Annotated in this window: 10 protein-coding genes; 6 read left to right on the top strand and 4 right to left on the bottom strand. The window is 70.6% G+C overall.

Annotated elements, in window-relative coordinates; translation table 11 throughout:
- Positions 1 to 3 precede the first annotated feature (3 nt).
- From OIE67_RS33735 to OIE67_RS33720, 4 genes are all read left to right on the top strand, one after another.
- Complete coding sequence (locus OIE67_RS33735; RefSeq protein WP_326628104.1) at positions 4 to 1269, top strand: ABC transporter substrate-binding protein; 1266 nt, start codon at positions 4 to 6, stop codon at positions 1267 to 1269.
- 92 nt (positions 1270 to 1361) lie between these two features.
- The gene (locus OIE67_RS33730; RefSeq protein ID WP_326628102.1) at positions 1362 to 2237 is read left to right on the top strand and encodes a carbohydrate ABC transporter permease; all 876 of its coding nucleotides are present in this window, start codon (positions 1362 to 1364) and stop codon (positions 2235 to 2237) included.
- Entirely contained in the window at positions 2237 to 3043 is an 807-nt protein-coding gene (locus tag OIE67_RS33725; protein WP_326628100.1) for a carbohydrate ABC transporter permease, read from the top strand. The genes OIE67_RS33730 and OIE67_RS33725 overlap by 1 nt, the downstream gene beginning before the upstream one ends.
- 14 nt (positions 3044 to 3057) lie before the next feature.
- The gene (locus OIE67_RS33720; protein ID WP_326628097.1) at positions 3058 to 4419 is read left to right on the top strand and encodes a sulfatase-like hydrolase/transferase; all 1362 of its coding nucleotides are present in this window, start codon (positions 3058 to 3060) and stop codon (positions 4417 to 4419) included.
- Positions 4420 to 4512: 93 nt separating this feature from the next.
- Here OIE67_RS33720 and OIE67_RS33715 read toward each other — a convergent pair whose 3' ends face one another.
- Positions 4513 to 6102, bottom strand: coding sequence for a M28 family metallopeptidase (locus OIE67_RS33715; RefSeq protein ID WP_326628095.1), 1590 nt, complete (start codon positions 6100 to 6102; stop codon positions 4513 to 4515).
- A gap of 145 nt (positions 6103 to 6247) precedes the next feature.
- On the opposite strand from OIE67_RS33715, the gene OIE67_RS33710 reads away from it, so the two are divergent.
- Positions 6248 to 7093: an aldo/keto reductase gene (locus OIE67_RS33710; protein WP_326628093.1), complete on the top strand. Its 846-nt coding sequence runs from the start codon at positions 6248 to 6250 to the stop codon at positions 7091 to 7093.
- A 170-nt stretch (positions 7094 to 7263) separates the two neighbouring features.
- Here the strand turns inward: OIE67_RS33710 and OIE67_RS33705 are convergent, their stop codons facing one another.
- The 3 genes from OIE67_RS33705 to OIE67_RS33695 all read right to left on the bottom strand — a co-directional run bounded on the left by OIE67_RS33705 (position 7264) and on the right by OIE67_RS33695 (position 11527).
- Positions 7264 to 9219 (bottom strand): glycosyl hydrolase family 18 protein, encoded by a 1956-nt coding sequence (locus OIE67_RS33705; protein ID WP_326628091.1) that lies wholly within the window; start codon positions 9217 to 9219, stop codon positions 7264 to 7266.
- Positions 9220 to 9338: 119 nt separating this feature from the next.
- Positions 9339 to 10067 (bottom strand): aspartate/glutamate racemase family protein, encoded by a 729-nt coding sequence (locus OIE67_RS33700; protein ID WP_326628089.1) that lies wholly within the window; start codon positions 10065 to 10067, stop codon positions 9339 to 9341.
- The gene (locus OIE67_RS33695) at positions 10064 to 11527 is read right to left on the bottom strand and encodes an NCS1 family nucleobase:cation symporter-1 (protein WP_326628087.1); all 1464 of its coding nucleotides are present in this window, start codon (positions 11525 to 11527) and stop codon (positions 10064 to 10066) included. The genes OIE67_RS33700 and OIE67_RS33695 overlap by 4 nt, the downstream gene beginning before the upstream one ends.
- 130 nt (positions 11528 to 11657) lie before the next feature.
- On the opposite strand from OIE67_RS33695, the gene OIE67_RS33690 reads away from it, so the two are divergent.
- Entirely contained in the window at positions 11658 to 12293 is a 636-nt protein-coding gene (locus OIE67_RS33690; RefSeq protein WP_326628085.1) for a helix-turn-helix domain-containing protein, read from the top strand.
- The last annotated feature ends 19 nt before the right edge of the window (positions 12294 to 12312 follow it).

The raw sequence follows: 12312 nt of genomic DNA, 5'->3' as shown, positions 1-12312 counted from the left end.
GAGATGCCCTCCCACCCCTCACGCCGTGACCTGTTCCGTCTGGCCGGGGCGGCCGCCGCCGTTCCGGTGCTGGCGTCCTGCGCTGGAGCGCCCACCACGCAGAGCGCCGCCCCCGGCACCTTCACCGTCTACTGGAACGCCGGCCACGACTACCAGGCCTACCGCAAGGTGATCGCCGAGTTCGAGCAGGCCAACAAGGTCAAGGTCAACCTGCAGAAGTACCAGTGGCCCGACCTGCGGACCAGACTGCTGGCCGACTTCGCCTCCGGGACCGTTCCCGACCTGGTGGAGGAGCCCGGCGGATGGGTGCAGGAGTTCGCGATCTCCGGCAACGCCCGCTCGCTGCAGGACTACGTCGACCGCGACGGCGAGGCGATGGGCTTCCCCTCCGACTGGCAGCCGGTGACGGTCGAGCGCAACTCCTACCAGGGCAAGGTGTACGGGGTGCAGCTGCACCTGACCTGCAACACACTGCTCTACAACCAGGCCATGCTCCGCGACGCGGGCGTGCGGGTGCCCACCACCTGGGAGGAGTTCCTCGACGCCGCCAAGAAGCTGACCGGGGACGGCGTCCACGGCGTGGCGCTCAACCAGGACTACACCTACCTGTGGCCGTGGATGGTGCAGGCCGGCGTCACCCCGTACGACCCGGAGACCGGCAAGGTGATGACCCCGATCGCGGACGCGGTCGCCGCGCTCCAGTTCCAGGCCGACCTCGTGCACAAGCACAAGGTCGCCCCGGTGCCGGTGTCCGGCACCGACTACTCGGGCCCGCAGAAGCTGTTCTCCGCCGGGCGCGCCGCGATGATCCTCACCGGCCCCTGGGACCTGGAGCCGATCAGGAAGACCAGCCCGGACATCGACCTGGGCGTCGCGCCGCCGCTCAAGCACAAGGTCGCGGCCACGCAGGCGGCCGGGGTCAGCATGTTCGTGCCGGCCAAGGCGGCCAGGCCCGACCTGTCGTGGGACTTCATCAAGCGCGTCACCGCCCTCGACGTCGAACGGGCCGCCACCAAGGAGACCGGCATGCTCATGCCGCGCGTCTCCTGGGCCGAGCTGCCCGAGGTGCGCTCGGACGCGGCGCTCAAGGTCTTCGCCGACGCGCTCCCCGACGCCAAGGACTCCTCCCAGCAGGTACGCCTGACCGGAAAGCTGGGCAAGTGGGAGGAGGAGCTGAAGGTCATGTACCAGCAGGTGCTGATCCAGAACCAGCCGGCGGAAGAGACGCTGCGCAGGTTCGCCGCGAGCGCCGAGAGCTACCTGAAGTGAGGCCCCGCACGCCGCCCGCCCCTGCCGCGCACCGGTCCTCCACGTCCCGTGGCCCTGCCGCGCACCGGCCCCGCCCGCCGCGTGGCCTCGCCGTGGTCCGGCCGCGCACGCTGCAGGGCCGGTACGCCAGGACCGCGTACCTGTTCCTGCTGCCCGCGATCCTGTTCTTCGCCGCCTTCTTCTACCTGCCGATCGGCAACGTGGTCGCCACCGGCTTCCGCACGGGCCCGATGGCCGACCAGTGGGCCGGCCTGGACAACTACGGCCAGGCCCTGTCCGATCCGGCCGTCCGGCACTCGTTCCTGGTCACGGCCGGGTTCGCCGTGATGGTGGTGGCCGGGTCGATCGTCATCGGGCTGGCCCTGGCCATGGCGATCGACCAGCCGCTCAGGGGCCGGGTGCTGTTCCGGGTGCTGCTGCTGGTGCCGTACCTGACCTCCGTGGCCATCGTGGGCCTGCTGTGGCGCAACATCCTCGACCCCGAACTCGGCGTGCTGAACCGAGTGCTGGGCGCGATGGGCCTGCCGGGACAGACCTGGCTCAACACCGCGCCGCTGCTCACGATCGCCGCCGTCACCCTCTGGCAGAGCGTCGGCTACACGATGGTGCTGTTCCTGGCCGGGCTGCAGGGCATCCCGGAGACCTACCACGAGGCCGCCAAGATCGACGGGGCCGACGCCTGGCGCCGCTTCTGGCGGATCACGCTGCCGCTGCTCGCCCCGACCACGCTGTTCGTGTCGGTGATGGCGGTCATCTCGGGGCTGCAGGCGTTCGGGCAGGCGTACATCATCACCGGCGGCGGGCCTGGCGACGCCACCGACCTGTCGGTCTTCCACATCTTCAACGTCGCCTTCCGTACCAGGGACTTCGGCTACTCCTCGGCGCAGTCGGTGCTGCTGCTGATCGTGATCGTGGCCTTCACCCTGGTCCAGCTCAGGGCGGGGCGGCGCGGGGAGGTCACGTACTGATGCGCAGGCCGCTGCTCTACACCCTGCTCGGCCTGGCCTGCCTGGTCACGGTCCTGCCGCTGCTCTACATGGTCTCGCTGTCGCTGCAGACGGAGGCCGAGACGCTGGCGGCAGACGCCGTCCTGTGGCCGGACGCGCCGCAGTGGGGCAACTACGCCGAGCTGTTCGCGCGGGCGCCGTTCGGCGACTTCATCGTCAACAGCCTCGTCGTGGCCGGCTGCATCACGCTGGCGCACCTGCTGTTCGACCCGCTCGTCGGGTACGTCTTCGCCAAGTTCCGCTTCCCGCTGCGCAACACGCTGTTCGTGGCGTTGCTGGCCACGCTGATGGTGCCGTTCTTCGTGCGGATGATCCCGCTGTACGTGCTGATGGCCAACCTGGGGTGGCTCGACACGTACCAGGGGCTGATCACGCCGTTCCTCATGGACGCGTTCGGTATCTTCCTCATGCGGCAGTTCATCCAGCCCATCCCCGACGACCTGATCAGCGCGGCCCGCATCGACGGCGCCTCCGAGCTGCGGATCTACCGCAGCGTCATCCTGCCGCAGACGCGGCCGGCGCTGGCCGTGCTCGGGCTGTTCACGTTCGTCTTCCAGTGGAACGAGTTCCTCTGGCCGCTGGTCGCCACCAGCACGCCCGAGATGCGCACCATTCCGGTCGGGCTCACCCTGTTCAACCAGGAGTACTTCACGCTGTGGCACCTGACGGCGGCCGGCTCGATGATCCTCTTCGTCCCCACCGCCGTCCTGTTCGTCCTGACCCAGCGCTACTTCGTCCGCGGCATCGCCCTGACCGGCCTCAAATAAGGAGTTCCAGCATCTTGCGCCCGAACGTGATCGTCGTCTTCACCGACCAGCAGCGGTGGGACACCGTCGGTCCCTTCACCCCGAACCTCGACCGGATGGCCAGGCACGGCACGCAGGCCACGGTGGCGATCACCCCGCAGCCGGTGTGCGCGCCCGCCCGCGCCGCCCTGCAGACGGGCCGCTATCCGACCACGACCGGTGTGCACCGCAACGGCCGCGTGCTGCCGCCGGAGGAGCGCACGCTGGCGCACCACTTCGGCGCGGCCGGCTACGCCACCGGCTACATCGGCAAGTGGCACCTGGCCGGCACCGAGCCGGTCCCCGAGGAGCGGCGCGGCGGCTACCGGTCGTGGCTGGGCGCCAACGCCCTCGAGCACACCTCCGACGCCTACCGGACGATCGTCTACGACGAGGCGAACGAGCCCGTCCTGCTGCCCGGCTACCGCTCCGACGCGCTGATGGACGCGGCCGTGCGGTTCGTCGCCGACCACGCCGGCGAGCCGTTCTACCTCTTCCTGTCGCTGCTGGAGCCGCACCACCAGAACGAGACGGACGACTACCCGGCCCCCGACGGCTACGAGGAGCGCCACCAGGGCCGCTGGATGCCGCCGGACCTGGCCGCGCTCGGCGGGACCGCGCACCGGCACATGGGCGGCTACCTGGGCCAGGTCAAACGCCTGGACGAGGGGCTCGGCCGGCTGCTGGACGCGCTGCGCAGCATGGACCTGCTGGACGACACGATCGTGGCCTACACCTCCGACCACGGCAACCACTTCAAGACCCGCAACGGCGAGTACAAGCGCTCCTGCCACGACGCCTCCCTGCGGGTGCCGCTGGCGCTGCGCGGGCCCGGCTTCGACGGCGGCGGCGCGATCGGCCGGCCGGTCAGCACCCTCGACCTGCCGCCGACGCTGCTGGACGCCGCCGGGCTGGACGTGCCGGCGGAGATGCAGGGCCGCTCGTTCCTGCCGCTGGTGCGCGACTCCCGCGCCGACTGGCCCGAGGAGGTCTTCTTCCAGGTGAGCGAGTCGGAGGTGGGGCGCGGCATCCGCACCTCGCGGTGGAAGTACTACGCCGTCGCCGAGGGCGCCGACCCGTGGGACGTCCCAGCCGCCGATCGCTACCGGGAGCAGGCGCTCTACGACCTGGAGCACGATCCGTACGAGCTGGTCAACCTGGCGGGGTACGGCTCGCACGCCGAGGTCGCCGCCGGGCTGCGGGAGCGGCTGGTGCGGCGGATCGTGGCGGCCGGCGAGGCCGAGCCGGTCGTCGAGCCGGCCGTGGCGCGGGCGGGGCGCGAGCAGGCGATGCCCGACCCGGAGGTACGGCTCCGCGGCCCGAAACCGGTCCGTTTCGGCCACCAGCCCCGCCCCTGAACAGCCCGCCCCTGAAACAGCCCGCCCCTGGACAGCCCCGCTCATGGGGCCGCCCCGCGCCTCTCCGGGAGGAGGCGCGGGGCGGCCGGGGATTCAGCTCGCGGAGACCGCGGGCCCGTGGGTGTGCGCCTCGGCGGCACCGCTCCGGGCCGCCGGCGCCGGCGGGGTGGTGCCGATGGTGCCGGTGTCGAAGGCGTACCGGCCCGCGAGGGTCGCGATGGCGTCGGAGTTCACGTCCAGCGCCTTGTCGTTGATGTTCTTGATCGTGTCGCAGGAGCTGTGGTAGCAGGGGTCGAGCGGGATGCCGGCCGTGCCGCCGAAGATCGCCGCCTCCTCCTCGGTCTTGCGCACCTCGGCGCCGGTGAACAGGCCGCCCGACGGGATGCCGACCGCGATGAACGGCCCGTAGTCGGAGCGCCCGGTGAACGCCGTCGCCGTGAAGGGCTGCCCGCGCTTGGCGAAGAACTTCTCGAAGTCCTCCTCGATCACGTCGGATCCGGGCGGCCCGGCGGTGCCGAAGGCGTCACCGTCGCCGTCGTAGATGCCGAACGTGTAGTTGGGCGAGCCGATCATGTCGAAGTTCAGGTACAGCGTGATCTTGTCCCGCTGCTCCGGCGTCAGCGTGTCCACGTAGTGCTGCGAGCCGAGCAGGCCGAACTCCTCGGCGCCCCAGAAGGCGAAGCGCAGCTGGTTCTTCGGCTTGATCTTGGCCATCTGCAGCGCGACCTCCAGGGTGCCGGCGCTGCCCGAGCCGTTGTCGTTGATGCCGGGGCCCTCCTGGACGCTGTCCAGGTGCGCGCCGAGCATGACGACGTTGTCCGGGTCGCCCTTCCTGCTCTGCGCGATCACGTTGTAGGTGGTCCTGGCCTCCACGATCGGATCCCAGTTCATCTTGACCGTGCTGCCGGCCGCGGCCAGCTCCTGGCCGACGGCGAAGCTGGCGAAGAACGACGGGATCGTCACGCCGGGCCCGCCCAGCGTCGGGTTGAGGTCGACCTCCGTACGGCCCTCCTGCCCCTCGTTGAAGACGATGGCGCCGGAGGCGCCGGCGGCCATGGCGTTGTCCACCTTGACGCGGAAGTTGCAGGTGCCGCGCTGCATGAGCGCGATGTTTCCGGCCGTGAACCCGGCGAAGTCGGCGGCCTCGCAGCCCGAGGTCGAGGAGTTCGGCTCACCCGGCGGCAGCACGAGGTCCACGTTCTGGACGGTGCCGGTGACGCCGCCGGCGGGGGAGTCCACCATCGCGACGTAGTCGCTGAAGAACCCGTACGTGTACGACTTGGGCGTCCCGTCGGTCTTCTGCAGCACGGGCGGCGTGATGTAGCCGTCGAAGGTGAACTCGAAGGGCTGGATCGTCACGTCGTACCCGGCGTGGCGCAGCTTGCCGGCCACGTAGTCGCGGGAGGCGTCGAACCCGCGCGTCCCCGAGACACGGGTGTTGTCGTTCGCGGAGGCGATGGCCTGGAACGCCTTCAGGTGCTTCTTGACGTTCTTGCCGGAGACCGCCTTGACCAGCTTGTCCACGGCGTCCTTGGGCCCGTGCCCCTGTCCGGGACCGGGTCCGTGTCCGGGCCCGTGCCCGTGTCCTTGGGCGCCGGCGGGGGAGGCGATGGCCAGAGGCGACAGGGCCACGGCGGCGGCGGTGATGGCGCCGAGCACGCCCTTACGTAAGCGGGAACGCATGCTTGCTCCTCGAACGTGGACGGTGAATCGGGTCAAAATGCGCACGTGCCCCCGAAACGTATTCATCGGCGGGGTGATAGGGAAGATTGACCGCGTATCCGTTGCATCACGGACCTGGAACGTCGCACTCGAAACGGGGAACCGCATGTCCATCTCCCTCCCGTCCACCGGCACCGTCACTCTCGGCGGCAAGACCGTGCACCGCCTCGGCTACGGGGCCATGAGCCTCACGGGGCCCGGCGTCTGGGGGCCGCCGCGCGATCATGATGAGGCGATCAGGGTGCTGCGCCGGGTGGTCGAGCTGGGCGTGAACTTCATCGACACGGCCGACTCGTACGGGCCCTACGTCAACGAGGAGCTCATCCGCGAGGCGCTGCACCCGTACCCGGAGGACCTGCTGATCGCGACGAAGGCCGGGTTCGTGCGCACGGGGCCGGGCCAGTGGCATCCGGTGGGGCGGCCGGAATACCTGCGGCAGGAGGTCGAGATGAGCCTGCGCCGGCTCGGCGCCGAGCGGCTCGGCCTGCTGCAGTTGCACCGCGTGGACCCGCGGGTGCCGCTGGAGGAGCAGGTGGGCGAGCTGAAGGCGCTGCGGGACGAGGGCAAGATCGCCGATATCGGGCTGTCGGAGGTGACCGTCGACGTGTTGGAACGGGCTCGCCGCGTCACCGGCATCGCCAGTGTCCAGAACCGCTACAACCTCACCCTGCGCGACTCCGAGGACGTGCTGGAGCACTGCGAGCGGGAGGGGATCGTGTTCATCCCCTACAGCCCCGTCGCCAAGGGCGCGCTGGCCGGGTCCGGCAGCCCTGTCCAGCACGTCGCCAAGGCCGTCGGGGCGACGCCCTCGCAGGTGGCCCTGGCCTGGCTGCTGGCCCGCTCGCCGGTGGTCGCGCCGATCCCCGGCACCTCGTCGATCGCGCACCTGGAGGAGAACCTGGGGGCCTCGACGGTGACGCTGACGGACGAGCAGGTGCGCGAGCTCGGCTGAGCGGGCCGGCCCTCCCCGGACGGAGGGCCGGCCCGCCTGCCGACCGGCCGCTCATTCCGATCGGCCGGTCACGCGGCCGGCCGGACAGTCGATCAGCCGGTGGGCTGGTCGGCCGGGGCCGGTGCCGCCGATCGGCCGGTTCGTGACCGGCCGATCGGGTCTGCCGCCGGTCAGCCCAGGCCGTTGCGCATGGCCGTGAGCAGTTCGGCGTTCGTGGTGTCGCCGCTGAGCTCCCAGAAGAACGCGCCGCCGAGGCCCTGGTTCTTCGAGTAGCTCATCTTGCCGCCGATGGTGGCCGGCGTGTCGTAGCTCCACCACTGGTTGCCGCAGTACGCGTACGCCGTCCCGCCGACCGTGCCGGTGGCCGGGCAGCGCGTCTTGAGCACCTTGTAGTCCTCGATGCCCTGCTCGTACGTCCCCGGCGCGGGCCCGGAGGCCGAGCCGCCCGGCGCGGCCTGCGAGACCCCGGCCCAGCCGCGGCCGTAGAAGCCGATCCCGAGCAGTAGCTTGCTCGCCGGCACGCCCTTGCTCTTGAGCTTCTGGATGGCGGCGTCGGAGTGGAAGTTCGCGGTCGGGATGCCGTTGTAGGAGGTCAGCGGCGAGTGCGGAGCCGTCGGTCCCTGCGGGGCGAAGGCGCCGAAGTAGTCGTAGGTCATGACGTTGTACCAGTCCAGGTACTGTGCCGCGCCGCCGTAGTCGGCCGCGTCGATCTTGCCGCCGTTGGTGCCGTCGGCGGTGATCGCGGCGGTGACCAGGTAGTTGGAGCCGAAGCGCGAGCGCAGCGCCGACATGACGTTCCTGAACGCGGCCGGGCCGCTGCTGTCGCAGGTCAGGCCGCAGGCGTTCGGGTACTCCCAGTCGATGTCGATGCCGTCGAACACGTCCGCCCAGCGCGGGTCCTCCAGCAGGTTGTAGCAGGAGTTGGCGAAGGCCGCCGGGTTCTGGGCCGCCTGGCCGAAGCCGCCGGACCAGGTCCACCCGCCGAAGGAGAACAGCACCTTCAGGTGGGGGTGCTTCTTCTTGAGCTTGCGCAGCTGGTTGAAGCTGCCGCGCAGCGCGCCCGCGTCCCAGGTGTCGGCGACGCCGTCCACGCTCTCGTTCGCCTGGTAGAAGCGGTCGTAGTCGGCATAGCTGTCGCCGATCGTGCACTGGCCGTTCTGCACGTTGCCGAAGGCGTAGTTGATGTGGGTGAGCTTGGCCGCCGAGCCGCTGGTGTCGATGTTCTTGACGTGGTAGCCGCGCTGGTAGACGCCCCACTGCACGAAGTAGCCGAGGACCTTGTCGCCCCCGCCTCCGCCGCCGCCCGTGGTGGTGGCGCTGACGCTGTTGCTCTCGCCGGAGCGGTTGCCGGCGGCGTCGCGGGCGCGGACGGTGTAGCTGTAGCTGGTGCCGGCGTTCAGGCCGGTGTTGGTGTAGGTGGTGCCGGTGACGGTGGTGACGAGGCTGCCGCCGCGGTAGACCTCGTAGCCGGTGACGCCGACGTTGTCGGTGGCGGCGTTCCAGGCCAGGGCGACGCTGTTGCTGGTGACGCCGGTCGAGCGCAGGTTGCCCGGCGCCGAGGGTGCGGTGGTGTCGCCGCCTCCGCCGCCCGTGGTGGTGGCGCTGACGCTGTTGCTCTCGCCGGAGCGGTTGCCGGCGGCGTCGCGGGCGCGGACGGTGAAGGTGTAGCTGGTGCCGGCGTTCAGGCCGGTGTTGGTGTAGGTGGTGCCGGTGACGGTGGTGACGAGAGTGCCGCCGCGGTAGACCTCGTAGCCGGTGACGCCGACGTTGTCGGTGGCGGCGTTCCAGGCCAGGGCGACGCTGTTGCTGGTGACGCCGGTCGAGCGCAGGTTGCCCGGCACGGAGGGTGCGGTGGTGTCGCCGCCTCCGCCGCCCGTGGTCCGCCACAGCGCCGGGACGTTCGGGGGTTCCCAGCCGGGCTGGGAGGTGTGGCTCTGGACGCACTCGTACTCGACGCCGTTGTACGTGACGCGCGTGCCCGCCGTGTAGGCCGTCCACGCCGCCCAGTCGGCGAAGACGGCCTGCGCCGAGGCCAGCGCCTGCGGCGGCGCGACGGCCAGGGCCGTGAGGGGAAGTGCCAGCGCCGCCAGCACCGCGAGGAGCTTGCTCAGGATCTTGTGTCTCATGACGCTCCGACATCCGGTTGGGGGGTGTGAGGGGGTGAAGGATGCCAACTATTAGGAAAGTTTCCTTTAAGTTATGAGACGACCGTAGTTCCTGCCTGGGGTGCCGTCAATATGTGCGGTCAATATGTGAAGTCGCGCAGTAAGCCCGAGTAGCGCTTCGGCCGCGGCGGCGCGTACTCGCCGCGCGCGCTGGTCCGCAGGCCGAGCGCCACCAGCGACTCGGCGAAGCGGGTGGCCGCGCTGACGCCGTCGATCACCGGCACCGACGTCGCCCGCGACACCTCGGCGCAGAAGTCGGCCATGCCCGCGCACCCCAGCACCAGCGCGTCGCTGCCGTCCCGCTCGACGGCCTCGGCGCAGAGCCGGATCACCGCCGCGCGGGCGGAGGGCCGCTCCAGGTCGAGGACCGGGATTTCGCTGGCGTGCACGCCTCTGCAGGCGGTGGCGAAGCCGTAGCGGTGGGCCAGGTCCCAGGCCCGGCCCACGGTCCTGGACAGGGTCGTCACCACGCTGAAGCCGCGGCCGAGCATGGTGGCGGCGTGCATGGCCGCCTCCGCGATCCCGAGCACCGGGCCGGTGGCCAGCTCCCTGGCGGCGTCCAGGCCGGGGTCGCCGAAGCAGGCGATGACGTACGCGTCCACGCCCTCGCGCTCGCCCGCCGCCACCTCCGCCAGCACTCCCGGCACCGCCAGCGCCTCGTCGTAGTGGCTCTCGATCGACTCGGGGCCCATGGACGGGCTGACGGTCGTCACGGTGGTCGACGGGGACGCCACCGCCCTGGCGCACCGACCGATCGCGTCGGTCATGGCCAGGGCGGTGTTCGGGTTGATCACTTTGATGTGCGTCATGCGGCGGTGATCCTGGGGTTGCGGCGCTCCAGGGCGATCATGGCCACGAAGCCCAGCCCGCAGCCGATGAACCAGCTGTAGTCGGCGATCCAGGTCACGTCCACCGCCGTGACCAGCTTCGGCACCAGCACCGACGCGATGGCGGGGCCGCCGCTCGCGACCGTGGCCCAGACCGCGTTGGGGTTGTAGCCGCGGCTGAACCAGTAGCGCCCGCCCGGGTCCATCGTGAACAGCTCGTCCACCGACACCCGCTGCCGGGCGCAGACGTAGTAGCCGGCGATCAGGATGCCGAACAGCGGCCCGATCAGCGCGCCCAGCAGGCCGAGGGTGTAGTGGATGGCGTCGGGGTTGCCGTACCAGTTCCACGGCGTGAGCAGCACCGAGCCGACCGCCGCGATCATCCCGCCGGTGCGCCAGCTGATCCGCTGCGGGCTGACGTTGGAGAAGTCGAAGGCCGGGGAGATGAAGTTCGCCACGATGTTGATGCCCACGGTCGCGATGACGAACGTCAGGCCGCCGAGCAGGATCGCGAACGGCGTGTCGATGCGCTGCACGGTGTGGATCGGGTCGGTGATCAGCTCGCCGAAGACCGGCACCGTGGCCGACGCCGTGATCACCGTGAGCAGGGAGAAGAACAGGAAGTTGATCGGCAGGCCGAGGAAGTTGCCCCGCTTGACCGCCTCGAAGCTGCGCCCGTAGCGGGAGAAGTCGCCGAAGTTGAGCATCGGCCCGGAAAAGTACGACACGACCAGGGCGATCGCGCTCAGCATCACCGGGATCGACTCGGCGAACCCGAGGCTGTCGCCCTGCGACAGGTCCAGGCTGATGTTCTCCCAGCCCGCCTGGCTGACCAGGTAGCCGGCCAGCACCAGCATGACCACGTACACGGCCGGGCCGGCCCAGTCCACGAAGCGGCGGATCGCGTCCATGCCGCGCCAGAACACCGCCGCCTGCGCCAGCCAGAGAATCGCGTAGCAGATGTAGCCGAGCGCGGACAGGCCGAGGAAGGTCGGCTCGTTCAGCGCCGCGGTGGCGGGCCAGAACTTCAGGAAGATGATGATGAGCGACTGCGAGGCCAGGTACGTCTGCACGCCGTACCAGGCGATGGCGATGGCGCCGCGCACGATGGCCGGGATGTTGGCGCCCAGCACGCCGAAGACGGCGCGGTTGATCACCGGGTACGGCACCCCGGTCACCTGGCTCGGCCTGGCCACCAGGTTGCAGAAGACGTTGACGATGACGATGCCCGCGAGCAGCGCGAACAGCACCTGCCAGCTGGCCAGGCCGAGCGCGAACAGGCTGCCCGCGGTCACGTAGCCGCCGACGCTGTGCACGTCGGACATCCAGAAGGCGAAGATGTTGTACGACGACCAGGTCTGCTTCTTCAGCGGGGCCAGGTCCTCGTTGGTGAGCCGGGGGTCGTAGGACGGCGGGGACGTGGTGACGGCGGGTTGTGTCATCTGCGGCATCCTTGGGGGGTGGGTACGCGTTCGCCGGAGTGTTAAGTGATGACTTAACACCTAGGTCGAATGTAAGCCCGGCCACCCGGGCGCTGATTGCGGCCGTGTTAACAATTGACGATGGGGGCCCATGGACCTGGAAGCGCTCGGTGGCGAACGTCTCGGCCGGCGGCTGCGCGAGCTGCGCGCCGGGTCGGGCAAGTCGCTGCGGGCGGTGGCCCGTGAACTGGGCATCTCGGCCAGCGCGGTGTCCCAGATCGAGCGCGGGGCGATGCGCCCGTCCGTCAGCCGGCTGATCGCCTACACGGCCGCCATCGGCGTGCCGCTGGCGGCCGTCTTCGAGGAGCCCTCCGCCGCTGGGTCCGCCGCTGGGTCCGCCGCCGGGTCCGTCTCCGGGTCCGTTTCTAGGCCCGCGCCCGTGCCCGGCCTCGCCGTGCGGCGGGCGGGGGAGGTGGCGCCGATCGTGCTCGGCGGCGGGGTCTCGTTCCGCCGGCTGTCGCCGGGGGCGACGCCGGACGTCGAGTTCTTCGAGTCCACGTACCCGCCGCACGCCGTCTCCACCGCCCACGGGAGCTTCCTGCGGCACGAGGGGTACGAGGTCGGGACGGTCACGGCGGGGGAGCTGACGATCGAGTTCGAGTCGGAGGTGGTCACCCTGGCGGCGGGCGACTCGATCACGTTCCCGTGCAGCCGTCCGCACAGCATCGGCAACCGCTCCGCCACCGTCACCGCGGTCGCGACCTGGCTCATCGTGCACGCCCGCTGAACGGCAGGCGTGACCGCGC

This window comes from Nonomuraea fuscirosea, assembly GCF_035917475.1.
In the GTDB taxonomy this organism is placed as follows: domain Bacteria; phylum Actinomycetota; class Actinomycetes; order Streptosporangiales; family Streptosporangiaceae; genus Nonomuraea; species Nonomuraea fuscirosea.
Note: the sequence above shows the minus strand (reverse complement) of the source record. Positions and strands in the feature narration are given on the sequence as shown.

What these genes read in the sequence shown, in the direction of transcription:
- OIE67_RS33725 (WP_326628100.1), top strand. Translation starts at nt 2,237, where the DNA reads ATGCGCAGGCCGCTGCTCTACACCCTGCTCGGCCTGGCCTGCCTGGTC.
- OIE67_RS33695 (WP_326628087.1), bottom strand. Translation starts at nt 11,527, where the DNA reads ATGACACAACCCGCCGTCACCACGTCCCCGCCGTCCTACGACCCCCGG.
- OIE67_RS33690 (WP_326628085.1), top strand. Translation starts at nt 11,658, where the DNA reads ATGGACCTGGAAGCGCTCGGTGGCGAACGTCTCGGCCGGCGGCTGCGC.
- OIE67_RS33735 (WP_326628104.1), top strand. Translation starts at nt 4, where the DNA reads ATGCCCTCCCACCCCTCACGCCGTGACCTGTTCCGTCTGGCCGGGGCG.
- OIE67_RS33705 (WP_326628091.1), bottom strand. Translation starts at nt 9,219, where the DNA reads ATGAGACACAAGATCCTGAGCAAGCTCCTCGCGGTGCTGGCGGCGCTG.
- OIE67_RS33700 (WP_326628089.1), bottom strand. Translation starts at nt 10,067, where the DNA reads ATGACGCACATCAAAGTGATCAACCCGAACACCGCCCTGGCCATGACC.
- OIE67_RS33710 (WP_326628093.1), top strand. Translation starts at nt 6,248, where the DNA reads ATGTCCATCTCCCTCCCGTCCACCGGCACCGTCACTCTCGGCGGCAAG.
- OIE67_RS33715 (WP_326628095.1), bottom strand. Translation starts at nt 6,102, where the DNA reads ATGCGTTCCCGCTTACGTAAGGGCGTGCTCGGCGCCATCACCGCCGCC.